The 24,633-nt window shown below is 64.5% G+C and carries 19 protein-coding genes; 10 read left to right on the forward strand and 9 right to left on the reverse strand.

The features are described 5' to 3' along the window. Nucleotides 1–5: 5 nt before the first annotated feature. Both coq7 and BMX85_RS10725 read right to left on the reverse strand, forming a co-directional pair. Nucleotides 6–647: a 2-polyprenyl-3-methyl-6-methoxy-1,4-benzoquinone monooxygenase gene (gene coq7 / locus BMX85_RS10720; protein WP_090316914.1), complete on the reverse strand. Its 642-nt coding sequence runs from the start codon at nucleotides 645–647 to the stop codon at nucleotides 6–8. Between the two features lie 43 nt (nucleotides 648–690). Then, nucleotides 691–1,125, reverse strand: coding sequence for a hypothetical protein (locus BMX85_RS10725; RefSeq protein WP_090317710.1), 435 nt, complete (start codon nucleotides 1,123–1,125; stop codon nucleotides 691–693). A gap of 116 nt (nucleotides 1,126–1,241) precedes the next feature. On the opposite strand from BMX85_RS10725, the gene BMX85_RS10730 reads away from it, so the two are divergent. From BMX85_RS10730 to BMX85_RS10745, 4 genes are all read left to right on the forward strand, one after another. Further along, complete coding sequence (locus BMX85_RS10730; protein ID WP_090316915.1) at nucleotides 1,242–2,021, forward strand: ABC transporter ATP-binding protein; 780 nt, start codon at nucleotides 1,242–1,244, stop codon at nucleotides 2,019–2,021. A 3-nt stretch (nucleotides 2,022–2,024) separates the two neighbouring features. After that, nucleotides 2,025–3,221, forward strand: coding sequence for an ABC transporter permease (locus tag BMX85_RS10735; protein WP_090316918.1), 1,197 nt, complete (start codon nucleotides 2,025–2,027; stop codon nucleotides 3,219–3,221). A gap of 230 nt (nucleotides 3,222–3,451) precedes the next feature. Continuing rightward, on the forward strand, nucleotides 3,452–4,345 hold the full coding sequence (locus tag BMX85_RS10740; RefSeq protein ID WP_090316921.1) for an ABC transporter ATP-binding protein: 894 nt from the start codon (nucleotides 3,452–3,454) through the stop codon (nucleotides 4,343–4,345). A gap of 9 nt (nucleotides 4,346–4,354) precedes the next feature. After that, nucleotides 4,355–7,939 carry an ABC transporter permease/M1 family aminopeptidase gene (locus tag BMX85_RS10745; RefSeq protein ID WP_090316923.1) on the forward strand — a complete coding sequence of 1,195 codons (3,585 nt, stop codon included), beginning with the start codon at nucleotides 4,355–4,357 and terminating at the stop codon, nucleotides 7,937–7,939. A 145-nt stretch (nucleotides 7,940–8,084) separates the two neighbouring features. On the opposite strand, the gene BMX85_RS10750 is transcribed toward BMX85_RS10745, so the two are convergent. After that, nucleotides 8,085–9,623, reverse strand: a complete 1,539-nt coding sequence (locus BMX85_RS10750; RefSeq protein WP_090316926.1) for a methyl-accepting chemotaxis protein — start codon at nucleotides 9,621–9,623, stop codon at nucleotides 8,085–8,087. Between the two features lie 265 nt (nucleotides 9,624–9,888). Here BMX85_RS10750 and BMX85_RS10755 point away from each other — a divergent pair, with 265 nt between their 5' ends. Beyond that, entirely contained in the window at nucleotides 9,889–10,218 is a 330-nt protein-coding gene (locus tag BMX85_RS10755; protein WP_090316928.1) for a DHCW motif cupin fold protein, read from the forward strand. Nucleotides 10,219–10,293: 75 nt separating this feature from the next. On the opposite strand, the gene BMX85_RS10760 is transcribed toward BMX85_RS10755, so the two are convergent. The 4 genes from BMX85_RS10760 to BMX85_RS10775 all read right to left on the reverse strand — a co-directional run bounded on the left by BMX85_RS10760 (nucleotide 10,294) and on the right by BMX85_RS10775 (nucleotide 16,047). Beyond that, complete coding sequence (locus BMX85_RS10760; RefSeq protein ID WP_090316930.1) at nucleotides 10,294–12,984, reverse strand: DNA topoisomerase III; 2,691 nt, start codon at nucleotides 12,982–12,984, stop codon at nucleotides 10,294–10,296. 271 nt (nucleotides 12,985–13,255) lie between these two features. Then, complete coding sequence (locus BMX85_RS10765; protein WP_090316933.1) at nucleotides 13,256–13,720, reverse strand: Smg family protein; 465 nt, start codon at nucleotides 13,718–13,720, stop codon at nucleotides 13,256–13,258. 78 nt (nucleotides 13,721–13,798) lie between these two features. Further along, nucleotides 13,799–14,929: a DNA-processing protein DprA gene (gene dprA, locus BMX85_RS10770; RefSeq protein ID WP_229210383.1), complete on the reverse strand. Its 1,131-nt coding sequence runs from the start codon at nucleotides 14,927–14,929 to the stop codon at nucleotides 13,799–13,801. An 8-nt stretch (nucleotides 14,930–14,937) separates the two neighbouring features. Then, the gene (locus BMX85_RS10775) at nucleotides 14,938–16,047 is read right to left on the reverse strand and encodes a LysM peptidoglycan-binding domain-containing protein (protein WP_090316939.1); all 1,110 of its coding nucleotides are present in this window, start codon (nucleotides 16,045–16,047) and stop codon (nucleotides 14,938–14,940) included. 244 nt (nucleotides 16,048–16,291) lie between these two features. Here BMX85_RS10775 and def point away from each other — a divergent pair, with 244 nt between their 5' ends. From def to BMX85_RS10795, 4 genes are all read left to right on the forward strand, one after another. Further along, nucleotides 16,292–16,834 carry a peptide deformylase gene (gene def, locus BMX85_RS10780; protein WP_090316942.1) on the forward strand — a complete coding sequence of 181 codons (543 nt, stop codon included), beginning with the start codon at nucleotides 16,292–16,294 and terminating at the stop codon, nucleotides 16,832–16,834. Nucleotides 16,835–16,836: 2 nt separating this feature from the next. After that, on the forward strand, nucleotides 16,837–17,793 hold the full coding sequence (gene fmt / locus BMX85_RS10785) for a methionyl-tRNA formyltransferase (protein ID WP_090316945.1): 957 nt from the start codon (nucleotides 16,837–16,839) through the stop codon (nucleotides 17,791–17,793). A 94-nt stretch (nucleotides 17,794–17,887) separates the two neighbouring features. Continuing rightward, nucleotides 17,888–18,523 (forward strand): NAD(P)H-dependent oxidoreductase, encoded by a 636-nt coding sequence (locus BMX85_RS10790; RefSeq protein ID WP_090316948.1) that lies wholly within the window; start codon nucleotides 17,888–17,890, stop codon nucleotides 18,521–18,523. Nucleotides 18,524–18,622: 99 nt separating this feature from the next. After that, nucleotides 18,623–19,213 (forward strand): 2-hydroxychromene-2-carboxylate isomerase, encoded by a 591-nt coding sequence (locus BMX85_RS10795; RefSeq protein WP_090316951.1) that lies wholly within the window; start codon nucleotides 18,623–18,625, stop codon nucleotides 19,211–19,213. On the opposite strand, the gene BMX85_RS10800 is transcribed toward BMX85_RS10795, so the two are convergent. Together BMX85_RS10800 and BMX85_RS10805 are read right to left on the reverse strand one after the other, a co-directional pair. Beyond that, nucleotides 19,210–20,136, reverse strand: coding sequence for a DUF2145 domain-containing protein (locus BMX85_RS10800; protein WP_090316954.1), 927 nt, complete (start codon nucleotides 20,134–20,136; stop codon nucleotides 19,210–19,212). The genes BMX85_RS10795 and BMX85_RS10800 overlap by 4 nt on opposite strands. A 6-nt stretch (nucleotides 20,137–20,142) precedes the next feature. Then, nucleotides 20,143–20,598: a hypothetical protein gene (locus BMX85_RS10805; RefSeq protein WP_090316957.1), complete on the reverse strand. Its 456-nt coding sequence runs from the start codon at nucleotides 20,596–20,598 to the stop codon at nucleotides 20,143–20,145. A 258-nt stretch (nucleotides 20,599–20,856) separates the two neighbouring features. On the opposite strand from BMX85_RS10805, the gene metH reads away from it, so the two are divergent. Further along, nucleotides 20,857–24,630 (forward strand): methionine synthase, encoded by a 3,774-nt coding sequence (gene metH / locus BMX85_RS10810; RefSeq protein WP_090316959.1) that lies wholly within the window; start codon nucleotides 20,857–20,859, stop codon nucleotides 24,628–24,630. Nucleotides 24,631–24,633 lie beyond the last annotated feature (3 nt).

Below are 24,633 nucleotides of genomic sequence, written 5' to 3' on the forward strand. Positions count from 1 at the left end.
CGCCCCTAAATATAATACGCGGTACCGGTCATGATCTTGCCCATCACCGACATCACGGCTTGCACCGGCGCCGGCGTTTGCGCGGCGCCCAGCGCCTGCGCGGCGGCGCCGTGTTCGATCTCGTCGATGCGCATCTGCTCGACGATCGCGCGCGACTTGGCGTCCTGCGGCGGCAGCTTGTCCAGATGGCTGGCCAGGTGCGCCTCCACCTGGCGCTCGGTCTCGACCACGAAACCGAGGCTGCGGGCGTCGCCCAGCACCGCCGCCACCGTGCCGAGCGCGTAGGCGCCGGCGTAGAACAGCGGATTCAACACGCTGGTGTGCGAGCCCAGCTCGTTCAACCGCTGCGCGGTCCACGCCAGATGGTCTTCCTCTTCCCTGCCGGCCTGCTCGAACTGGGCGCGCATTGCCGCCGTCTTGGCGAAGCGCCCCTGCGAGTTGTACAGCGCCTGCGCGCACACCTCGCCCACGTGGTTGACCCGCATCAGGCCGGCGCTGTGGCGCTGTTCCGCCTCGCTCAGCTGGCCGTCGTCGGAGCGCAGGCCGGGATTCGGCCGCGAGGCCGAGGCGACGCCGGCGATCACGCGCAACGCCTTGTCGGCGTCGGCGATAAAACGGTCCAGAGGGGTGTGGTGGAAGTCGGCCATGGCGGTTCTTGGTTCGTCAAAACCACCATTATAGGGGCGCGCTTTAATTCGCGTCCGTCTCTTCGCGCAGTTGGCGCTGGCGCTCGATGTAGTCGGCCACGGGGCCGCGCACGTCGATCTTGGAGATATCCTTGGCCACGCCCAGGTTCAGCCCCAGCAGGAAGGGAATGTTCTCGACCGGCACGTCGGGACAATGCTCGGCGAAGGCCTTGAGGAAGCGCTTGGACTCGACCACCCGCACCACCTTCTCGCCGCTCATGTACTGCAGGATGCTGGTGATGCTGTGGCCCTTGCCGATCGTGTGGTAGATGAAGCGGTTGAAATCGCGGTCCAGCAGCTTGAAATCGAGGGTTTCCTTGGTCATCAAACCGGCCAGGTAATATAGCCCCAGGGCCACGCGGAAGAAGCCCGTGCATTCGGTGCGGTCGACGCCGCATTGCGCCACCGCGAGTATTTTTTGCTGCAGCTGAGCATTCATATGCGTCTCCATATCATCACTATAACAAGACATCGGCCGCCATTCTTGCTTGCAGGCCAGAATTTTTACATGCTATTCTTGAAATCTTTAATAAAAGAACAGCAAAGGACAGCGAAATGATCGAGGTAACAGGCCTGGCCAAACGCTTCCGCTTGCCCTCGCGTGGCGGCAAGGCCGCGCCGGCGCTCGATCCGCGCGACCGCGACGGCTGGTTCCACGCGGTGCGCGACGTCAGCTTCAGCTGCGCGCCCGGCGAGGTGCTCGGCCTGCTCGGTCCCAACGGCGCCGGCAAGACCACCACCTTGCGCCTGCTGTCGACCGCGCTCAAGCCCGACGCCGGCAGCATCCGCGCCAACGGCGTCGACCTGCTGCACAATCCGCTCGTGGCGCGCCAGCACATCGGCTTCCTGTCCGGCAGCACCGGCCTGTACGGCCGCCTGACCGCGCGCGAAAACGTCGAATACTTCGGCCGCCTGCACGGCATGCGCGCCGCGCACTTGAAGCGCCGCTGCGACGAGCTGTTCGACCTGCTGCAAATGCACGAGTACGGCAACAAGCGCGCCGACCAGCTCTCCACCGGCATGAAGCAGAAATGCGCGATCGCCCGCACCGTCGTGCACGAGCCGAAAATCGTCATCCTCGACGAGCCGACCACCGGCCTCGACGTGATGGCCGCCAAGGTGCTGCTCGACTTCATCGCCAGCTACAAGGCGCTGCGGGTGCCGCTGATCTTTTCCACCCACCATCTGCACGAGGTGGAAAAGCTGTGCGACCGGGTCTGCATCATCAACCACGGCAAGACCGCCTTCCACGGCACCGTCGACGCCTTGCGCCAGCTGGGCGGCAGCGCCGATCTCTACGACGCGTTTGTCGGCGTCATCCACCGGGAAGCCTGAGCCATGTGGACCATTTATCTGAAGGAATTGCTGGAACTGGTGCGCGACCGCAAGACGTTCTTCTTCACCATCTTCGTGCCGGTGATCGCGATGCCCGCCATTTTCATCGGCTTCGGCATGCTGTCGACCAACATGTTCAAGCAGGCCAGCCAGGCGCAGATGACCTACGCCATTTTCGGCAAAGAATATGCGCCGCAGCTGGCCGCCCGCTTCGCCCGGGAAAAAGGGATGCGCGAGGTCGCGCTCTCCGGTCCGGACGAGATCAGGCGCGCCATCGGCGACGACCGCATCAAGTTCGCGCTGGTGATACCGGCCGACCTGGAAAGCACCCTGGCGCAGCACCGGCAAGGCGCCATCGAACTGCACTACAACAGCGCCGCGGCGGTCGACATGACGCGCAAGCGCGTGACGGCGGTGCTGGCCCCGCACAACAACGCGGTGCGCGCGCTGGCGCTGCCGACGCTGAACCTGAACCAGGACCAGCTGCGCTTCGCGCTCGATCCGATCAAGCTCGAGGACCGTTCCACCGCCAACAAGCGCGAGCAGACCGGCGCCATGGTCGGCGGCCTGGTGCCCTACATTTTGTTGATGGTGTGCCTGGTGTCGGCGATGTATCCGGCGATCGACACCGGCGCCGGCGAAAAGGAACGCGGCACCATGGAAACCTTGCTGCTGGCGCCGGTCTCGCGCACCAGCATCGTGCTGGCGAAGTTCCTGATGCTGTTCACCGTCGGCCTGACCTCGGCGCTGCTGATGATCGCCAGCCTCGGCGCACTGCTGCTGTTCGGCGAATCGCTGATGAGCGGCGACGTGGCGCAGATGGCGCGCGCGATCGGGCCGTTCGACCTGGCCATGGTGGCGCTGATGCTGGTGCCGACGGCGGCCATGTTCGCCTCGATCCTGCTGTCGATCTCGGTGTACGCGAAAAGCTACAAGGAAGCGTCCGGCCTGATCTCGCCGTTGATGATCGTGACCATCCTGCCGACGCTGGCGGCACTGCTGCCGGGCGTGGAAATGAACTGGAAGTGGGCGATGGTGCCGCTGACCAATGTCTCCCTGGCAATGAAGGAGCTGGTCAAGGGCACCATGGATTACAGCATGCTGTCGGTGATCATGTTGTCGACCACGGTGACCGCCGGCGCCCTGCTGGCGCTGTGCCGCTGGTGGTTCAACCGCGAGGCGGTGCTGTTCAGGAATTGATGCCGATAAGGGTATTGAATCGGGCAAGTTGTCTATTCAAGCAACACATAGCCGACCGTGCGGAAGCGGCGTTCTGGTAGGCGGTTTGCGCAGTCTGGCGCGCGGTTTGCGCCGCCCATCGCAATGGGGCCCCATATAGAGAACAAATTCAATACAATGCCATCATGTGAAAAGTGTATGGCCGTGCAGAAATGCTGGTTGTGCAGCGGCAGAATCATTCAGGAGTCAGCATGGAATTACGCATCAGCAACTTGTCCAAGACCTACGGCAATGGCGTCGTGGCGTTGGACAATATTTCGCTCACCATCCCTGCCGGGATGTTCGGCTTGCTCGGCCCCAACGGCGCCGGCAAGTCGACCTTGATGCGGACGCTGGCGACGTTGCAGGAATGCGATTCCGGTTCGGTGTTCCTCGACGACATCGACGTGCTCGACGAAAAAGACGAGGTGCGGCGCCTGCTCGGCTATCTGCCGCAGGACTTCGGCGTCTACCCGAAGGTGACGGCCTACGAACTGCTCGACCATTTCGCCGAGCTCAAGGGCTTGTCGAACCGCAACCGCCGGCGCGAGGTGGTCGACGGCCTGCTGCAGCAAACCAATCTGTTCGACGTGCGCCACCAGCGCCTGGGCGGCTTTTCCGGCGGCATGCGCCAGCGCTTCGGCATCGCCCAGGCGCTGCTGGGCGACCCCAAGCTGATCATCGTCGACGAGCCCACCGCCGGCCTCGACCCGCAAGAGCGGGTGCGCTTCCACAACCTGCTGTCGGACATCGGCGAGGACAAGACCGTCATCCTGTCGACCCACATCGTCAGCGACGTCGCCGACCTGTGCGCCAACATGGCGATCATCAACAAGGGCCACCTGCTGCTGTGCGGCCCGACCCAGGAACTGATCCACGAGGTCAGCGACAAGATCTGGGCCCGCTTCATCGACAAGCGCGACCTGCAATCGTTCCAGCTGCGCCATCCGGTCATTTCGTCGCGCCTGCTGTCGGGCCGCACCCTGATCCACGTCTACAGCGAAAACGACCCCGGCGACGGCTTCGAGGAAGCCATCGGCGACCTCGAGGATGTCTACTTCGCCACCATCGCCGGCCGCCACCAGGCCGCCGCCACCTGCGACTAGGGCGCCCGCATGTTCGCCATCGCCTTTTTTGAAGCGCGCCAGCGCCTCAAGCTGCTGTCGACCTGGGTCTACTTCGCCGGGTTCCTGGCGCTGTCGCTGCTGTGGATGGCCGCCGCCGGCGGCTTTTTCAAGGAGGCCCAGGTCACCTTCGGCAGCCTGGCGATCAATTCGCCGCGCTCGCTGATGTTCACCGTCAGCGCGCTCGGTTCGCTGGGTGTGGTGGTGATCGCGGCCATGATGGGGCGCTCGGTGCAGCAGGATTTCGAATACGACATGCAGCACTTCTTCTTCAGCGCGCCGATCAGGAAGCACCAGTACATGTTCGGCCGCTTCCTCGGCGCCTATTTCACGCTGGCGGTGATCTTCACCAGCATCATCCTCGGCGCCTGGCTGGGCAGCATGCTGCCGGGCATCGACCCGGAGCGGCTCGGCCTGCCGGGCCCGCTGGGTTACCTGATCCCCTATGTCGTCGTCATCCTGCCCAACATCTTCATCTTCGGCGCCGTGTTCTTCATCCTCGCCGCGCTGACGCGGCGCATGCTGCCGGTCTACATCAGCAGCGTGGTCATGTTGATCGGCTACATCGTCGCCCCCGGCCTGGCGCGCGACCTCGACTACAAAACCCTGGCCGCGCTGATCGACCCGTTCGGCACCACCGCCGTGCTGCGCCTGACCGAGTACTGGCCGATCATCGAGCGCAACACGCGCATGGTCTGGCCGGAGGGCGTGTACCTGCTCAACCGCGTGCTGTGGTCGTCGTTCGCGCTGGCCGGCCTGCTGCTGGGCTACTGGCGCTTCCACTTCATCGCCACCGTCGACAGCGGCGCCAGCGGCAGCGCCAGCCGCGGCGAGGGCGAGCTGCCGCCGCACCTGTCGGCGGTCTCGACCAACACCGAGGAAACGCCGGACTTCAAGTCACGCAGCCTGGCCGCGCTGCTCGTCAAGATGAGCTGGCTGAACCTGCGCGAAACGACCAAGAATATTTATTTCGTCGTCATCGTGCTGGCCGGCGTGCTGATGATGTTCGCCGGCGCACTGGACATGGGATCGATGTTCGGCACCAACACCTACCCGGCCACCTACCTGATCCTGGACTCGGTCACCGAAACGTTCGAGCTGTTCATGCTGGTGATCACGACCTTCTACGCGGGCGAACTGATCTGGCGCGAGCGCGAGGCGCGCATGGCGCAAATGCTCGACGCGCTGCCGATCCCGAGCTGGCTGCCGCTGCTGGCCAAGCTGTTCGCGCTGATCGGCCTGCAGGCCCTGCTGATGCTGATCGTCATGCTGTGCGGCATGGCGATCCAGATCTCCAAAGGCTATTTCAATCTGGAGCCGGGGCTGTATCTGCATCACTTGTTCCTGATCGAGCTGCCCGGCTACGCGCTGGCGGCGGTGCTGGCCATCGCGCTGCAGGTGCTGATCAACCAGCGCTACCTGGCCTACTTCGCGATGATCATGTACTACGCCGCGATGCTGACCATGAGCTCGATGGGCGTGGAGGAACCGCTGCTGGCCTACGGCACCATGCCGCGCTTCATCTATTCCGCGATGAACGGCTACGGCCACTTCCTGCCGCGCCAGCGCTGGTTCGAAGCGTACTGGGGCGGCGCCGCGCTGCTGCTGGTGGTCGGCGCGCTGCTGTTCTGGGCGCGCGGCACCAACGATGGCTGGCGCCAGCGCATGCAACTGGCGCGCCACGCGCTGACCAGGCCGGTGCTGACGGCCATGGCGGCCGGCGCGCTGGTCTTCGCCGGCGCCGGCGCGGTACTGTTCTACAACACGCACATCGTCAACAACTACACATCGACCTACGAAAAAGACGCCGAGCGCGCCGCCTACGAACGCAAGTACAAGCAATACGCCGCGTTGCCGCAGCCGCGCATCACCGACGTCAAGCTCGACGTCGCCATCACGCCGGCGCAGCGCAGCCTCAAGGTCAAGGGCCGCTACGTGCTGCAAAACAAGACGACGCAACCGGTCAGCGACATCATCGTGCAGCAGGACGCCGACGCCACCGGCTACAAGGCGCGCTTCAGCCAGCAAGTGCGCGCGGGCCTGCGCGACACCGGCCTCGGCTTCTACACCTACAAGCTGGTGCAGCCGCTGGCGCCGGGCGCGCGGATGGCGTTCGAGTTCGAAGTCGATTACGTGCCGAAGGGCATCCTCGGCATGGGCCAGGACACGCCGGTGGTGCACAACGGCACCTTCTTCAACAACGGCGTGCTGCCGCACGTCGGCTACCAGCAAGAGAACGAACTGAGCGACGCGCGCGACCGCAAGAAGCACCGGCTGGCCGCGCGCGAACGCATGTTGCCGCGCGACGACGCGCGCGGCCTGGCCAACAACTTCAGCGGCAACGACGCCGACTGGATCACCTTCGACGCCATCGTCAGCACCAGCGCCGACCAGATCGCCATCGCGCCCGGCACGCTGGTCAAGGACTGGAGCAGCAAGGGCCGGCACTACTACCACTACAAGATGGACCAGCCGATCCTGAACTTCTACGCCGTGCAATCGGCGCGCTACCTGGTCAAGCGCGACTGGTGGCAGGACGTCGGCATCGAGATCTACTACCATCCGGGCCACGAGTACAACCTCGAGCGGATGAACAAGGGCATCAAGGAATCGCTCGACTACTACACGCGCAACTTCGGACCGTACCAGCACAAGCTGGTGCGCATCGTCGAATTCCCGCGCTACGCCACGTTCGCGCAATCGTTCCCGAACACCATCCCGTACGCGGAGTCGCTGGGCTTCATCGCCAAGGTCGACGACGGCAATCCGAAGGACGTCGACTACCCGTTCTACGTCACCGCGCACGAAATGGCGCACCAGTGGTGGGGCCATCAACTGGTCGCCGGCAACACGCGCGGCGGCAGCGTGCTGAGCGAAACGCTGGCCGAGTACTCGGCGCTGATGGTGATGAAGAAGAATTTCGGCGCCAACAAAATGCGCCGCTTCCTGCACTACGACCTGGACCAATACCTGCTGGGGCGCGCGCTGGAGCGCAAGAAGGAATTGCCGCTGGCCGACAACGAAAACCAGAACTACATCCAGTACCGCAAGGGCAGCCTGGCGATGTACCAGTTGCAGGATATGTTGGGCGAGGCAAGGATCAACGGCGCGCTCAAGGAGCTGCTGGTGAAGCACGGCCGCAGCGGCGGGCCGTATCCGAGCGTATCGGTGCTGGTGGAGGCGCTGCGCGGCATCACGCCGCCGGAGCAGGCCTACCTGATCGACGACCTGTTCAATTACATCGTGCTGTACGAAAACCATGGCGTCGCGGCGACGGCGCGCAGGCTCAACGACGGCAAATACGAGGTCAGCTTCGTCGTCAGCGCGGCCAAGGTGCGCGCCAACGACCAGGGCGAGGAGCGGGACGTGGCGTTGAAGGACTACATCGACATTGGTGTCGACGATAAGGACGGCAACAGCCTGCTGCGCGAGCGCAAGCTCATCGACCGCAAGGACAACCGCTACACGGTCATCGTCAGCGGCCGTCCGGCCCGGGCCGGCATCGACCCCGACAACAAGCTCATCGACCGCAAGCCCGACGACAACATGGTCAACGTCGAACTGCAAGCGCAATAAACCCTGCGGGGGTCAAGTCTGTCATTCGGACACGGGCCCGTCCGTACATCGCATCTACGCTTCAGGTCGTGTCTGAATGACAGACTTGACCCCGGGGTTTATACGCTTCAGGTCGTGTCCGAATGACAGACTTGACCCCCGGGGTTTAGGCGACTTTGAAGATGCTGACGATGGCCCGCAAGTCATCGGCTTGGTCGTTCAGCGAGGCGGCGGCGGCGGCGGCCTGTTCCACCAGCGCGGCGTTCTGCTGCGTGACCTGGTCCATCTGGATCACCGCCTGGTTGACCTGCTCGATGCCGGCGCTTTGCTCGTGGCTGGCCGAGCTGATCTCGCCCATGATGTCGGTGACGCGCTGGATGCTGTCGACCACGTCGCTCATCGTCATGCCCGCTTGCGTGACCAGCGTGCTGCCGGCGTCGACCTTCTCTAACGAGTCGTCGATCAGCGCCTTGATTTCCTTGGCGGCCGTGGCGCTGCGCTGCGCCAGGCTGCGCACTTCGCTGGCGACCACCGCGAAGCCCCGCCCCTGCTCGCCCGCGCGCGCCGCTTCCACCGCCGCGTTCAAGGCCAGGATGTTGGTCTGGAAGGCGATGCCGTCGATTACGCTGATGATGTCGACAATCTTGCGCGCCGAGCCGTTGATCGCTTCCATCGTGTCGACCACGTCGGCCACCTCGGTGCCGCCGCGACGCGCCACTTCCGACGCCTTGACCGCCAACTGGTTGGCCTGGCGCGCATTGTCCGAGTTCTGCTTGACCGTCGAGGTCAACTCTTCCATCGACGCGGCCGTCTCCTCCAGGCTGGACGCCTGCTCCTCGGTGCGGGCCGACAAGTCCATGTTGCCGGCGGCGATCTCGCTCGACGCCGTCGAAATGCTCTCCGTGCCATGCCGCACGTCGTTGACGATGCCGATCAAGCCGTCGTTCATCGAGCGCAGCGCTTGCAGCAGACGGCCGGTCTCGTCGGTGCTGCCGACCACGATGGTCGACGTCAAATCCTTGTTGGCCACGGCCACGGCGATATCGACCGCCTGGTTCAGCGGCACGGTGATGCCACGCGTCAAACGCCAGGCGCAGACGACGCCCAGCGCCAGCACCGCCAGACCGAAGACGATCATGAAACGGCGGCTGTTCTGATAGATCGCCTCGATCCCGGCGGCGTTGGCATCGATGCTTTTACGCTGCATGTCCAGCAGGCCGCTCAGCGAAGCCAGGTAGGCCTTGCCGTCCGGCGTGAAGCGCTGGTCGAGCACCTCGCCGGCCTGCTCGATCTGGCCTTCCTTCTTCAGCTTGACGATAGCGTCGCGCGACGCCAGGTAGCGTTTGCGGTTGGCCATCATCTGCTCGAACAGGGCTTTTTCCTGTTCGGTTTCCAGCAGCGGCTCGACCTTCTTTTGCAAGCTGTTGACCTCGGCGGTGGAAGCCACCGTTTCCTCGGCGAAGAACGGCCCGAGCGAAGGGTCGGAACTCTTCGAAATCGCCGACGTCCGGCGCACGCTGGTATGGATCAATCGATACCAGTCGCTGATCATGCGTTCCTTGGCCAGAGGCTGTTGCATCATGTCGCGGGTGGCCTCGGCCACGTCTTGCATGTGCGTGATGCCGATCACCGTCATCAAAGTCATCATCGCGAGGACCAAGCCAAAGCCCGCAGCGAGGCGCGTGCCGATTTTCAAATTTTTCATGATAAAAATTGCCGGTCAGGGCAGTATCTGGAATTAGTAAGCGGTGCGACGTCTGAGACCCGCGAATCGGGCAGAAGAAGAGAATTGCCCCAAAGAATCAATAGTTTAGCACAGCAAGTAATTCTCCGCTGCAATAATGAATTGTGATAACAGGTCGCCAAATGTGTCAGAAAAGTAATTTCACTCGCGCTAGCGGCGCAGCCGGCCCTGACGATTCGACGTGAGCAAACTGCTATGATTTGCTGAAAACCCACCACGGAGACATATGAACATCTCGGACATCGCCTTCGGCACCACCGACTGGCAGCGGATTGAAGCGACGACGCATCCCGGCGAAACGGGCACCGCCTACTGGCGCACGCAGCAGTTCGGCGCGCTCCGCGTCCGCATGGTGGAGTACGGCCCCGGTTATCTGGCCGACCACTGGTGCGTCAAAGGCCACATCCTGCTGTGCATCGAAGGCGAGCTGCACACCGAACTGGAAGACGGCCGCACCTTCACGCTCACCGCCGGCATGAGCTACCAAGTGGCCGACTACGCCGAACCGCACCGCTCATCGACCAGATCCGGCGCCAGGCTGTTTATCGTCGATTGAACCGCGCGACCGCGCGATAAAAAAAGGACCGCGAAGTTGCCTTCAACGGTCCTTTTTACCACTGGCTACCGGCGCTTACTCGGCGGTCGCGGCGGCTTTCTTCGGCGCGGCCTTTTTGGCCGGCGCCTTTTTCGCGGCAGCTTTCTTGGCTGGCGCGGCCTTGGCGGCGGCGGCCTTCTTGGCCGGCGCCTTCTTGGCCGGTGCGGTTTCCGTGGCGGCGCCGTCGGCGCCCTCGTCCGCTAGCGCTGCTTTGTCGGCCGCGGCCTTGCCCTTGGCGGGCGCCTTGGCCTTGCGCTCTTCGAACTCGAAGCTGATCTTGTTGTCCTTGCCCTTGACCAGGAAGGCCTTGAACGGACGGCGCGTGCGCTGCGAAACGAAGCCCGGCAACAGATCGGTCTTGCCTTCGTTGATCAGCTTGGCCATCTGCTCGGGCAAGATCTCTTGCTGCAAGATGATGCGGCCGCTGCGGAAGTCGCACGTCTTCGGCTTGGCGACGCTGTTTTCGCACACATACGCCAGACCCATTTCGTACACGCCGGCGGCGCACTTCGGACAAGGCCCCAGCGGCGTCTGGCCGGTGAAGTCGACCGCTTCCGCGTCTTCCGAATCGTCGTTCTGGCCGAAGTCGAACTCCAGCTTGAAGTTCTTGATCTCCTCGTCGCGCACGATGCGCAGGATGGCCGCGAACGGACGTCCCATCTTCGAGCGGAAACCTTGCAGCGGACCGATGGTGCGTTCCCTGAGCAACTGTTCCACTTCCTCGATCTCGAACTGGCGGCTGCCCGGCGTTTTGCTCATCGAGAAATCGCACTTGGTGCAGGCGAAGCGGCGATAGTTCTCTTTGACCACGCTGCCGCAGTTCGGGCACGGCGTCGTCAACGTCGCGTAATCGCCGGGGATGGTGTCGTTGTTGTATTCCTTGGCGCGCTTGACGATGATCTGCGTCATCTGGGCGATTTCGCGCATGAATTCCTCGCGCGAGATCTTGCCCTTTTCCATCTGCGACAGCTTGTATTCCCATTCGCCGGTCAGTTCCGGCGCGGTCAGTTCGTTGACGCCCAGGCCGCGCAGCAACGTCATCAGCTGCGACGCCTTGGCGGTCGGCATCAGCTCGCGGCCTTCGCGCAACAGATAGCGCTCGGTCAGCAAGCCTTCGATGGTGGCGGCGCGCGTCGCCGGCGTGCCCAGGCCCTTGCCGGCCATGGCGTCGCGCAACTCGTCGTCCTCGACCAGCTTGCCGGCGCCTTCCATGGCCGACAGCAACGTCGCCTCGGTGTAGCGCGCCGGCGGCTTGGTGACCAGGCCGTTGGCGTTGACCTTGTCGGTCAGCACCTTCTCGCCCTTGGCGACCGGCACCAGATTGCCGTTGGCGTTGCCTTCCTTGTCGTCGTCGGTCGACGCTTCCTTGCCGTAGATCGCCAGCCAGCCGGGGTTGGTCATGACCTTGCCTTCGGTCTTGAACTGATGGCCGGACACTTCCGTGTAGCGGGTGGTGACCTGGAACTCGGCCGGCGGGAAGAACACGGCCATGAAGCGGCGCGTGACCAGGTCGTACAGCTTCTGTTCCGGCTCGGACAGGTTCTTCGGCGCGATCGTGGTCGGGATGATCGCGAAGTGATCCGAGATCTTGGTGTTGTCGAAGATGCGCTTGTTCGGCTTGACCCAGCCCTTGTCGAGGATCTGCTTGGCGAACTGGTGGTAGTTCGGGTTCTCCTTGACCGTTTCCAGCGCCTGCTGCACGGTCGGCATGTAGTCTTCCGGCAGGTGGCGCGAATCGGTACGCGGGTAGGTCAGCACTTTGTGCTTTTCGTACAGCGCCTGGGCCAGGCCCAAGGTGTTCTTGGCCGAGAAGCCGAAGCGCGAGTTGGCTTCGCGCTGCAGGCTGGTCAGGTCGAACAGCGCCGGCGCCATCGACGTGGTCGGCTTGGCTTCCTCGGTGACGATGCCCTGCTTGCCGCGGCACGCGGTGGCGATCGAGTCGGCGGCGGCCTTGCTCCACAGGCGCTCGGCGCGCTTCTCCGGATCGGTGTCGTCCTTCTTGAACTTGGTGTCGAGCCAGCGGCCCTCGTAGACGCCGGCGGCGCACACGAACTCGGCGCGCACTTCCCAGAAGTCGCGGGCGACGAATTTCTTGATCTTTTCTTCGCGCTCGACCACGATCGACAAGGTCGGCGTCTGCACGCGGCCCACGGTGGTCAGGTAGAAGCCGCCCTCTTTCGAGTTGAACGCGGTCATGGCGCGGGTGCCGTTGATGCCGATCAGCCAGTCCGCTTCCGAGCGGCAGCGCGCGGCGTCGGCCAGCGGCAGCATCTCCTCGTCGGTGCGCAGATGGGTGAAGCCTTCGCGGATCGCGCCCGGCGTCATCGATTGCAGCCACAGGCGCTTGACCGGTTGCTTGGCCTTGGCGTTCTGGGCGATCAAACGGAAGATCAGCTCCCCTTCGCGGCCCGCGTCGCATGCGTTGATGAGGGTGGTGACGTCTTTACGCTTGATCAGCTTGTTGAGCACCTTGAGGCGCGCCTCGGTCTTGGCGATCGGATTGAGCGCGAAGTACGGCGGGATCATCGGCAGGTGCGCGAAGCTCCATTTGCCGCGTTTGACGTCGTGCTCTTCGGGCACGGCGATTTCCAGCAGGTGGCCGACGGCGGAGGACAGCACGTACTCGTCGGATTCAAAGTACTCATCGTGCTTGGTGAAGCCGCCAAGCGTCTTCGCGATGTCGTTCGCGACAGAAGGCTTCTCGGCGATGATGAGGGTTTTCGTCATATTTCGTATCTCGTTTTTAACACTTGGGGTGGGGTCAGCATGCGCATCATACATGGATCGCGCCGCAGTCTGCACTTTTGCGCCGCCGATGGCAAGGCCGGAGTGTGACAGTCTTGTCAAAGCGCAAATGATAAGCGGGTTGTCGGCAGGACTGCAAGCAAACCGCGCGGTGGCGCGATGTCGTCGCGCGCCAACGTCGCATCCAGACAGGGCTAAGCTGTTGCTTTTTGGAACTGCGAACGGTCGCCGGCGGGCGCGCCGGCTGTTCTTATTAGTGCAGCAGGCGCGGCGCCTGGTCTTCGTCCGAGCCGAACAGGTCGTCGAACATCAGCGCGTCCGGCTCTTTTCCTTGGCTCCAGAGCAACATCAGCACGATGACCTTGAGCTTGCCCAGGGTGACCGGCGCCTCATCGAGCGCCAACGCCCGCTCGATCACGATTTCACGTTGCAGCGGAGACAAGACCTTGGCCGATTCGAGGAACTGGATGAAGCCGATCGCGGCGGTGCCCAGCACGTCCTGCTCTTCCTCGACGTAGAAGCGGGTGCCGGTCGAGGCGGCCGTCAGCGAATGCTCGACGCCGGCCATCGCGGTCAGGTCGTTGAGCCAGACCAAGGCCTCGGAAATCTCGACATCGTCAAAACCGACCGCCGACAGCTTCTTGGCCAACGCAGCCGGTTCGGGGCAAGCGTCGGGACGGTAATAAGTCTCGTAGAGATAAACAAGGATGTCGAACATGGCTCTACTCTATCAGTTAAAACAGATCGGGCACAAGTACCGCACAGCTTGCCTAGCGGTTTGCCAGCCACCGTCCGATTACGAACGCAACCGTTGGAACATTCCGCCCGGCAAACGCTCCAGCAAACCGGCCAATTCCAGCGCCAGCAACTGCCCCTGCAGCTCGGCGGCCGATTGCCCCAGCATCACCGCCAGGGTGTCGGCGCGGGCCGGATGTTCGCCGATCGCGTCGAGCACCCGGTCGACGAAGCTGTCGTCGACCGCGGGACGGGCGCCGGCCATGCCATCGGTGGCCATTTGCAGGTCCTCCAGCACGTCGGCGGCGGTCTCGACCAGCTTGGCGCCCTCGCGTATCAAGCGGTGGCACCCCTTGGCCAGCGCCGCGTGGACCGAACCGGGCATCGCATACACGTCTCGCCCCTGCGAGATGGCCAGCCGCGCCGTGATCAGCGAGCCCGACTTGGCGGCCGCCTCCACCACCAGCACCCCGCACACCAGCCCGCTGATAACGCGATTACGGCGGGGAAAGTTGTCGCGCAGCGGCGGTGTGCCCAGCGCGTACTCGCTGACGATACACCCCTCGTCGGCGATCCGGCGCGCCAGATGGCCGTTGCTGGCGGGGTAGATGCGGTCGGCGCCGGTGCCGATCACGGCCAGGGTGCCGCCGGCGCCGCACAGGCCGCCCGCGTGCGCGGCCGCGTCGATGCCCAGCGCCAGGCCGGAGACGATGGTCAAGCCGGCGTCCGACAGCGCGTGCGCCATGCGCTCGGCGTCGAGCATGCCCTGCACGCTGGCGTTGCGCGAGCCGACCACCGCCACCGACCGGCGCGCCAGCAGCTCGGCGCGGCCCTTGACGTACAGCATCAGCGGGGCGGCGGCGATCTCGCGCAGCCGGGCCGGATAACCGGGATGGTCGTGGGTCAGAAACAGGTTGCCCGGCTGTTCGCGCCAGGCCAGCACGGCGTCGGCCTGGGCGATCAGCGCGTCGGCCTCGGCCGGCGACGGCGGCCGCAGCAAGGCGTCGGCCTGTTCCGGTTTGACCAGCGCCAGCAGTTGCTGGCGGCTGGCGTCGAAGATCGCTTGCGGCGAGCCCAGCTTGTCGAGCAACCGGTGCGCGCTCAGCAGGCCGACGCCTTCGGTGCGCTCCAGGCGCAGCCAGGCGATCAGCGCGGGCGCCGTGGCAGGGGTGGGGGTTTCCGTGGCTTGCACGGCGGGGTTCACTCCGGCGACTTGGCGACGTCGCCCACTTCCACCGGCGCCGTCACCTGCATGATCAAGCCGTAGGAAATATGCTTGAACACGCGGAAGATAAACAGGCTGCCCACTTGTTCGTCCGGCAACCTGACCTTTTGCTCGCGCATCCCCAGCCAGCTTTTCGGCGCGGTGGAATCGCTCACAGTTCTTCCGGCATGGTACAGCTGCAGCACGGCGCCGACATCGAGTCCGTCAAGCTTTCCGCGATTAATACTGACCACCTGGTTCTGGCCGGCGTGCGTGACGCCGCCGTAGATGGCCATCACGCGCGATTGCACGTCTTGCCCGGGCGGATGCGGCACGTAGTTCTGCATCGGCATCGGCGGAATCGCGCGCAGCTGGTCGCCCTTGCCCATCTCTTCCTTGGCGCTGGCGACGACGAAGGTGTGCACATCGCCGCCCGGCGGCGCGGCGGCCTGCAATTTGAGCGTGCCTAAATAGAAGGCCTCGTGGCCGATCACCTCCTTGGTGACCGGGTCGCGCAGCGGTTTGCCCGGCCGAAACACCTGGAACGAGGTGTTGCCCTTGAGCTCGCCACGGACGTAGGCCTTGTCGTCCTTGCCGATGAACACATGGTCGTCCCGCGTGGCGACGATGCGCGGCGCGCCGTCGAGTTCGTCGTTTTCGATGATCAGCGGCTGGCTCAGGAACGGTTCGATGACGCCGGCCGGTATCGACGGCACCGCGTCCTTGCCCAGGCCCTCGACGCGGACCCCGGGCGAGCGGCGTTGGGTGGCCGGATCGTTGCCGCCGTCGGCGTCGATCCTGTTGCCCAGGCGCAGGCGGCCGGCGGCGCGGTCGAACCAGATGATCTGGCCCGGATAGATCCAGTGCGGATTGGCGATTTCATCGCGGTTCATGCCCCAGACGGTGGGCCAGCACCACGGCTGTTGCAGGAATTTCCCGGAGATATCCCATAGCGTATCGCCCCGCACCACCGTGTGCTGGTCGGGCGCGTCGGCCCGGAACTCGCACTTGAGCGCCGCCGCCGTGGCCGCCGGCACCGCCCCCACTACGCCGCAAAAAAGCGCCGTCCATACTAAGCGGGTGCCGACTGTGCTAAAATTTTTCATTAGTAGGTCCGGTAGATGCGCTAGCAACCAGCGCCGGCACACAACAGCAAGCAGTGCCCTTATCCGAGATAAGGTTGCTAATTTGAATCAAATTCTGCCCATAAAACCCTGAACTAGCAAGCGAAACCGCGCTACGGCAAGCAGCGCGGCTGTTGCATTTTTGGTGGGGAAAACCGCCGCGGCAACCCTCGTTGAGGGCCGCGCGTTATCACGGCAATCACATAGTTATCAACACAGTACAGACATGGCCATCTTAAATATTCTGCGTTACCCCGATCCGCGCCTGCACAAGGTCGCCAAGCCAGTCACCGTCTTCGACGAGCGCCTGGAGAAACTGGTCGCCGACATGGCCGAAACCATGTACGACGCGCCCGGCATCGGCCTGGCCGCCTCGCAGGTCGACGTGCACGAGCAACTGCTGGTCATCGACATCACCGAGACCAAGGACGACCTGGTCACGTACATCAACCCGGAAATCATCTGGGCCAGCGACGAGAAGCAGGTCTACGACGAAGGCTGCCTGTCGGTGCCCGGCGTCTACGACGGCGTCGAACGCCACGCCAAGATCAAGGTGCGCGCGCTCGACGTCAAGGGCCAGCCGTTCGAAGTGGAAGCCGATGGCCTGCTGGCCGTCTGCATCCAGCACGAGATGGACCACCTGCTGGGCAAGGTCTTCGTCGAATACCTGTCGCCGCTCAAGCGCAACCGCATCAAGACCAAGATGATTAAGGAAGAACGCGGCCTCGAGCGCGAAGCGCAACTGCGCGCGCAGGGCCGCCGGTACTGAGCATGAAAGTCATCTTCGCCGGCACCCCGGAGTTCGCCGCCGTGGCATTGCAAGCCCTGCACGAGGCCGGCTTTGAAATTCCGCTGGTGCTGACCCAGCCCGACCGCCCCGCCGGCCGCGGCATGCACCTGCAACCGTCGGCCGTCAAGCAGTACGCGGTCGCGCACGGCATCGAGGTGCTGCAGCCGCTGTCGCTGCGCACCGACAGCAAGGACCCGCAACGCGCCGAGGAGGCGCTGGCCGCCCACGCGCGCCTGCTGTCGACGCCGTACGATGTCATGGTGGTGGCCGCCTACGGCCTGATCCTGCCGCGCAGCACGCTCGACATCAAGCCCTGCCTCAACATCCACGGCTCGCTGCTGCCGCGCTGGCGCGGCGCCGCGCCGATCCACCGCGCCATCGAGGCCGGCGACGACGAAACCGGCATCACCATCATGGAGATGGAGGAAGGCCTGGACACCGGCCCGATGCTGCTGACCGAGCGCGTCGCCATCGGCGAACGCGACACCACCGGCATGCTGCATGACAAGCTGGCCGCGCTGGGCGGCAAGATGATCGTCGAAGCGCTGCGCAAGATGGAGCACAACCAGCTCGAAGCGGTCACGCAGCCCGAGCAAGGCGTTACCTACGCCGCCAAGATCAGCAAGGAAGAAGCGGCGCTGGACTTCGGCCAATCCGCCGTCGAGATCGGCCGCAAGATCCGCGCCTTCAATCCCTTCCCCGGCGCGCACGCCACCGTCAACGGCGTCAACGTCAAGCTGTGGGGCGCCGACGTGGTGGAAGCCGGCAGCGACTCCCCGGCCGGCCAGGTGCTGGCGGCCGACGCCCATCACGGCATCGTGGTCGCCTGCGGCAGCGGCGCGCTGCGCCTGACGGAACTGCAAAAACCAGGCGGCAAGCGCCTGCCGGCCGCCGAGTTCATCAAGGGTTTCCCGCTGGAGAATCTTACTTTCGAGTAAGTTCCATGCGGCTTCAAGCAAGCTCCCGGATTGCACGTTATCATGGCTCCCCGCTTCCAGCATCGCCTGGAAGCACTTTTGACAGGAGCCCTACATGACCGATCTGATCGACAAACTGCACTGGCGCTACGCCACCAAGAAATACAATCCCGCCAAGAAAGTGGATGCCGAGAAGCTCGACCGCATCCTCGAAGCGGTGCGCCTGGCGCCGACCTCCAGCGGCCTGCAACCGTTCGAGGTATTCGTCGTTGAAAATCCGGAACTGCGCGCCAAGATCCGGGAAGTGGCCTGGGGCCAGCCGCAGGTGACCGAAGCGTCGCACCTGCTGGTGTTCGCCGCCTGGGACGACATCACCGAAGCGCGCATCGACATGATGTTCGACCTGACCAACGAGCAGCGCGGCACCGTCAACGAAGGCTGGGAAGCCTACCGCCAGAAATTGAAAGCCATCGTCGCCGCCCGCGGCCAGCAGGGCAACTACGAATCGGCCGCCCGCCAGGCCTACATCGCGCTGGGCGTGGCGCTGGTCGCCGCCGCGTTCGAGGGTGTCGACAGCACGCCGATGGAGGGCTTCGATCCGGCCGCCGTCGACAACATCCTGTCGCTCAAGGAGCGCAACCTGCGCAGCGTCGTGATCCTGCCGCTCGGCCACCGCGAACCGGAAGGCGACTGGCTGGAAGGCCTGAAGAAGGTGCGTCGTCCGCGCGGGCAGCTGGTGACAACGCTGTAAATCCATGCGGCACCGGCGGCTGGCTCATGGCGGATCAGGCGGAACGCCGTCATCCGCCAGGCACGCGTCGCCGCATCAGCAGCAAGAAGGAGAAATCGCATGCCGATCGAATTCTGGTTCGACTTCGCCAGCAATTACAGCTACCTGAGCGTAATGCGCATGCGCCAGCTCGCGCCGAACGGCGTGCGCTGGCGCCCCTTCCTGCTCGGCCCGATATTCAAGCAAGCGGGCTGGAACAACTCCCCCTTCGTCCTGCAAAAAGACAAAGGCGCCTACGTCTGGCAGGACATGCCGCGCCAATGCGCGAAATACGGCCTGCCGTGGCGCCAACCCTCCGAATTCCCCCGCAACTCGCTGCTCGCCGCCCGCGTCGGCATCCTGTGCGAAGACCAGCCGTGGATGACGGACTTTTGCGAACGCGTCATGCTGGCCAACTTCGCCGACGACCGCGACATCGCCAGCGCCGACTGCATCGCCGGCATCCTGTCGGCCCTCGGCCAGGACGCCGACGCCCTCGTGCGCGACGCCCAATCCGACGGCAACAAAGCCCTCCTGCGCGCGCGCACCGAACAGGCCAAGGCGCTGCACATCTTCGGCGCCCCGACCTTCATGGTCGGCGACGCGATGTTCTGGGGCAACGACCGATTGGACGACGCCATCGCCCACGCCCGATTCAACGCGCCCGCCTAATCCAGCGGCACCACGCGATCGCCCTGTTCCGGCTTGCAGCCATCGGTGATCGGCGTCCAGCCCCGCCGAACCACGATCCGCCGGGCGTCATGGCACAACTCCACGCGCTCGCTGGCAGGGAAGCGCGCCCGCACAAAAGTCTCTATCGTCGACGGCAGGCTGACCCGCAGCTTCATCTGCGCCACGTCCTGCTGCGGATGATCGCTCAAATGCACCAGCGGCACGAAGTACGACGCCAGCATCAGCAGCCGCGAATCGACATCGACCGGCCGCGGCGCATACCCCTGACCGCGCAGCCAATCCTGCGCACGCTCGCGCAAATCGCCGCCGTCGGGCAGATCGCCCCAGCCGGCGGCCAGCATCTCCATCACCCACTGGTTACAGTTTTGATAGCGCGTGCCGTAAGCGTAGGCATTGGCGCTGTACTGCGCGGCCAGCATATTCTGCACGCGCGGCCGGTCCAGCAACGCGGGACGCAAGGCCAGCACCGCTTCCGGCGGCAGCCGCACGATGCTCAGATAACCCACTTTGGGATCGTCGGTGCCCATCGCGAAACCGGCCAGGCCCTGGTCGAAAATACGCGGCCGGCTTTCGTCGCAGGCGTAGTACAACTGGCGCGCCGACCACATGCCCTCCTCCGAGCGCCACGCCAGCGCGGCATGCGAGTAGCGGATGCCGAAGCGCGACAGGTCCAGGCCGGAGCGGCTGACCAGCGCCACGCCGTCGCCGCCGCCCGCCAGTTCCTCGCGCAGCACGCCGGCGAAGCGCAGCAGGCGATCCTGCTCGGCCGCCGTCAGCGGCTGCGCGCGGTCGCAAAAGCGCGACGAGCCGGAAGCGCCGGCATGCGCCGCGCCGGGCGCGCAGGCCGCGCCTAAAACGGCGCACGCCAGCAGCAGCGGCGCCAGCGCCCGCACAATCTTCACAACGATTTAAAGCGTGACCGGACGCGAAGCCAGTTCGCTGTACCACTCGTCGGCCAGCACCAGATAGAACGGCTGGCGCGTGTCGCCGCGACCGAACTCGATGCCGTAGACGCGGTTTTGCGCGTACATCTTGTCGCCGGCGGCCAGTTGCTGCTGCTCGAAGGTCGCCTGCGGCATATCCAGCACGATGCGATCGTCCGGATTGTCGGCTTGCAGGGTCAGGCGGGTGCGGCCCGCGCGGTCCGGCGTCTGCGCGATCTGGATGATGCGGTAGTCGCCATCGGCCACCTTGCGGTCGCCCTTGGAGCTGTCGCTGGAACCGGACAGCGAATCGGACACGCTGCCGCTCGACGCCGAACCGGCGCTGGAGGCCGACGAGGCGAAGCTTTCGGCGTTGGCGCCCAGCGCCACGGTCAAGGCGCCGGCGGCGGCGATGCAACGAAATGCGAAGGAGATGGACATCAGAATTCCTTTATTTTGCGAACGGGAAGTATAAATCCATCCTTCGACGCTTAGAGCCAAATCTTCAAAGGCAAACCGCTGTGTACTGTATTTGATGACCGATCGGCCTGGCGAACCGAATTTCTGTTGCTGAGATGCAGCGGTAGCCTGAAGCTTATTCAGGGATGCCGTATAATTTTAGACCGGCGACCGCTCTCGTCCGCCGCGCCCTCCGCTCAAAGAAAGTGCTAAATGAACAACTCCGTGTCCCATACCGTCATGTCCAAGACCGATGCCCAGCTGCGCGAAATCCTGGCGCGCCGCATCATGATCCTCGATGGCGCGATGGGCACGATCATCCAGCAATATAAACTGGACGAGACGGCCTACCGCGGCGGCCCGGCCGGACGCTTCATCGACTTCGCTGCCCCGGCCGACAGCGGCGCGCGCGAGCTGTTCGTCAAAGGGAACAACGAGCTGCTGACGTTGACGCAGCCGCACGTGATCCAGGAGATCCACGAGCGCTACCTGGCCGCCGGCGCCGACCTGATCGAAACCAACACCTTCGGCGCCACCACGATCGCGCAGGACGACTATCACATGGCCCATCTGGCCTATGAGATGAACCTGCAGGCGGCGAAACTGGCGCGCGCGGCGTGCGACAAGTACAGCAGCGCCGACAAGCCGCGCTTCGTCGCCGGCGCGCTCGGGCCGACGCCGAAAACCGCGTCGATCTCGCCGGACGTCAACGACCCGGCCGCGCGCAATATCACCTTCGACCAGCTGGTCGACGCCTACCATCAGCAAACCACGGCGCTGGTCGAAGGCGGCGTCGATGTGCTGCTGGTCGAAACCATCTTCGACACGTTGAACTGCAAGGCCGCGCTGTTTGCGATCGACAAATTCTACGCCGGGAACCCGGGCCTGCCGCGCCTGCCGCTGATGATCTCGGGCACCGTCACCGACGCCTCCGGCCGCATCCTGTCCGGCCAGACCGTGCCGGCCTTCTGGAACTCGGTGCGCCACGCCAAGCCGCTGACGATCGGCCTCAATTGCGCGCTCGGCGCGGCGCTGATGCGCCCCTACGCGCAGGAGCTGTCGCAGATCGCCGACACCTTCGTCTGCATCTACCCGAACGCCGGCCTGCCCAACCCGATGAGCGACACCGGCTTCGACGAACTGCCGGCCGACACCTCGGCGCTGCTGCGCGAGTTCGCCGACGCCGGCTTCGTCAACATCGCCGGCGGCTGCTGCGGCACCACGCCGGACCACATCCAGGCCATCGGCGAGATGCTGTCGAAAACCGCGCCGCGCGTGGTGCCCGATGTGCCGGTGGCGCAGCGGCTGTCGGGCCTCGAGCCGTTCACCATCGACGAGAGCTCGCTGTTCGTCAACGTCGGCGAACGCACCAACGTCACCGGCTCGAAGGCGTTCGCGCGCATGATCCTCAACGAGCAGTACGACGAGGCGCTGTCGGTGGCCCGCCAGCAGGTGGAAAACGGCGCCCAGGTCATCGACATCAACATGGACGAGGCGATGCTCGACTCGCAGGCGGCGATGACGCGCTTCCTGAACCTGATCGCGTCGGAACCGGACATCTCGCGCGTGCCGATCATGATCGACTCGTCGAAATGGTCGGTGATCGAGGCCGGCCTCAAATGCGTGCAGGGCAAATCGATCGTCAATTCGATCTCGATGAAGGAAGGCGAGGAGGAGTTCATCCGCCAGGCGCGCCTGTGCCTGAGCTACGGCGCCGCCGTCATCGTCATGGCCTTCGACGAAAAGGGCCAGGCCGACACCTTCGAGCGCAAGACCGAAATCTGCGAACGCGCCTACCGGCTGCTGGTCGACACCGTCGGCTTCCCGCCGGAAGACATCATCTTCGACCCGAACATCTTCGCCATCGCCACCGGCATCGAAGAGCACAACAACTACGCGGTGGACTTCATCAACGCCACCCGCTGGATCAAGCAGAACCTGCCGCACGCAAAGATCTCGGGCGGCGTCTCCAACGTCTCGTTCTCGTTCCGCGGCAACGACCCGGCGCGCGAAGCGATCCACACCGTGTTCCTGTACCACGCCATCAAGGCCGGCATGACGATGGGTATCGTCAACGCCGGCATGGTCGGCGTCTACGACGACCTGCCGGCCGAGCTGCGCGAGCGCGTCGAGGACGTGGTGCTGAACCGCCGCGACGACGCCACCGAACGCATGATCGACATCGCCGGCACCCTGAAGGCCGGCGCCGGCAAGCAGGACGCGCAGAACCTCGAATGGCGCAACGCCCCGGTCGAGAAGCGCCTGGCGCACGCGCTGGTGCACGGCATCACCCAGTTCATCACCGACGACACCGAGGAAATGCGCCAGCAGGTATTGGCCGCCAACGGCCGTCCGATCCACGTGATCGAAGGCCCGCTGATGGACGGCATGAACATCGTCGGCGACCTGTTCGGACAGGGCAAGATGTTCCTGCCGCAGGTGGTCAAATCGGCGCGCGTGATGAAGCAGGCCGTGGCCCACCTGATCCCGTACATCGAAGAGGAAAAGCTGGCCGAGGAAAAACGCACCGGCATCGTCGCCAAACCGAAGGGCAAGATCGTCATCGCCACCGTCAAGGGCGACGTCCACGACATCGGCAAGAACATCGTCTCGGTGGTCCTGCAATGTAATAACTTCGAGGTCGTGAACATGGGCGTGATGGTGCCGTGCTCCGAGATCCTGGCGCGCGCCAAGCTGGAAAACGCCGACATCATCGGCCTGTCCGGCCTGATCACGCCGTCGCTCGAGGAGATGGCCTACGTCGCCAAGGAGATGCAGCGCGACGAGCATTTCCGCATGCTCAAGATCCCGCTGCTGATCGGCGGCGCCACCACCAGCCGCGCCCACACCGCCGTCAAGATCGCCCACAACTACGAAGGCCCGGTGGTGTACGTGCCGGACGCATCGCGTTCGGTGTCGGTGGCGCAGTCGCTGCTGACGCCAGAAAGCCGCCAGCAGTACATCGACGACATCGCCTCGGACTACGTGCGCATCCGCGAGCAGCACGCCAACAAGAAGGCGCTGCCGATGCTGTCGCTCAAGGACGCGCGCGCCAACAAGATGAAGCTCGCCTTCGACGGCGCGAGCGCGCCGGTCAAGCCGAAGTTCATCGGCCGCCGCGAGTTCAAGAACGTCGACCTGGCCACCATCGCGCGCTACATCGACTGGGGCCCGTTCTTCCAGACCTGGGACCTGGCCGGCCCGTACCCCGCCATCCTGACCGACGAAGTGGTGGGCGAAGCGGCCACCAAGGTGTTCGAGGAAGGCCAGGCGCTGCTCAAGAAAGTCATCGACGGACGCTGGCTGACCGCCAACGGTGTCATCTCGCTGCTGCCGGCGAACACCGTCAACGACGACGACATCGAGATCTACACCGACGACACCCGCGGCACCGTCGACTTCACGTATTACGGCCTGCGCCAGCAGGGCGTCAAGCCGGTGGTCGACGGCGTGCAGCGGCCGAACCAGTGCCTGTCCGACTTCATCGCCACCAAAGAGTCGGGCGTGAAGGACTACATCGGCATGTTCGCCGTCACCGCCGGCCTGGGGATCGAAAAGTACGAGAAGCGCTTCGAGGACGCGCACGACGACTACTCGTCGATCATGCTCAAATCGCTGGCCGACCGCCTGGCCGAAGCGTTCGCCGAATACCTGCACGAGCGCGTGCGCAAGGACCTGTGGGGCTACGCGGCCGCCGAAGCGCTGACCAACGACGACATGATCGCCGAGAAGTACGCCGGCATCCGTCCGGCGCCGGGCTACCCGGCCTGTCCTGAGCACACGGTCAAGCGCGACATGTTCAAGACCATGCAGGCTGAGGAAATCGGCATGGAGCTGACCGAATCGTTCGCCATGTATCCCGGCGCGGCGGTCTCCGGCTTCTACTTCGCGCATCCCGAATCGAAGTACTTCGTGGTCGGCAAAATCGGCGACGACCAGCTGGCCGACATGGCGGCGCGCCGCAACGTCGACAAGGCCGAGCTGGAGCGCTGGCTGGCCCCCAACCTGTCCTGACCC

Origin of the sequence: Duganella sp. CF517 (assembly GCF_900110275.1) — a bacterium.
In the GTDB taxonomy this organism is placed as follows: domain Bacteria; phylum Pseudomonadota; class Gammaproteobacteria; order Burkholderiales; family Burkholderiaceae_D; genus Rugamonas.

Coding starts and splice junctions, on each gene's coding strand:
- coq7 (WP_090316914.1), bottom strand. CDS start 647: ATGGCCGACTTCCACCACACCCCTCTGGACCGTTTTATCGCCGACGCC.
- BMX85_RS10725 (WP_090317710.1), bottom strand. CDS start 1,125: ATGAATGCTCAGCTGCAGCAAAAAATACTCGCGGTGGCGCAATGCGGC.
- BMX85_RS10730 (WP_090316915.1), top strand. CDS start 1,242: ATGATCGAGGTAACAGGCCTGGCCAAACGCTTCCGCTTGCCCTCGCGT.
- BMX85_RS10735 (WP_090316918.1), top strand. CDS start 2,025: ATGTGGACCATTTATCTGAAGGAATTGCTGGAACTGGTGCGCGACCGC.
- BMX85_RS10740 (WP_090316921.1), top strand. CDS start 3,452: ATGGAATTACGCATCAGCAACTTGTCCAAGACCTACGGCAATGGCGTC.
- BMX85_RS10745 (WP_090316923.1), top strand. CDS start 4,355: ATGTTCGCCATCGCCTTTTTTGAAGCGCGCCAGCGCCTCAAGCTGCTG.
- BMX85_RS10750 (WP_090316926.1), bottom strand. CDS start 9,623: ATGAAAAATTTGAAAATCGGCACGCGCCTCGCTGCGGGCTTTGGCTTG.
- BMX85_RS10755 (WP_090316928.1), top strand. CDS start 9,889: ATGAACATCTCGGACATCGCCTTCGGCACCACCGACTGGCAGCGGATT.
- BMX85_RS10760 (WP_090316930.1), bottom strand. CDS start 12,984: ATGACGAAAACCCTCATCATCGCCGAGAAGCCTTCTGTCGCGAACGAC.
- BMX85_RS10765 (WP_090316933.1), bottom strand. CDS start 13,720: ATGTTCGACATCCTTGTTTATCTCTACGAGACTTATTACCGTCCCGAC.
- BMX85_RS10775 (WP_090316939.1), bottom strand. CDS start 16,047: ATGAAAAATTTTAGCACAGTCGGCACCCGCTTAGTATGGACGGCGCTT.
- def (WP_090316942.1), top strand. CDS start 16,292: ATGGCCATCTTAAATATTCTGCGTTACCCCGATCCGCGCCTGCACAAG.
- fmt (WP_090316945.1), top strand. CDS start 16,837: ATGAAAGTCATCTTCGCCGGCACCCCGGAGTTCGCCGCCGTGGCATTG.
- BMX85_RS10790 (WP_090316948.1), top strand. CDS start 17,888: ATGACCGATCTGATCGACAAACTGCACTGGCGCTACGCCACCAAGAAA.
- BMX85_RS10795 (WP_090316951.1), top strand. CDS start 18,623: ATGCCGATCGAATTCTGGTTCGACTTCGCCAGCAATTACAGCTACCTG.
- BMX85_RS10805 (WP_090316957.1), bottom strand. CDS start 20,598: ATGTCCATCTCCTTCGCATTTCGTTGCATCGCCGCCGCCGGCGCCTTG.
- metH (WP_090316959.1), top strand. CDS start 20,857: ATGTCCAAGACCGATGCCCAGCTGCGCGAAATCCTGGCGCGCCGCATC.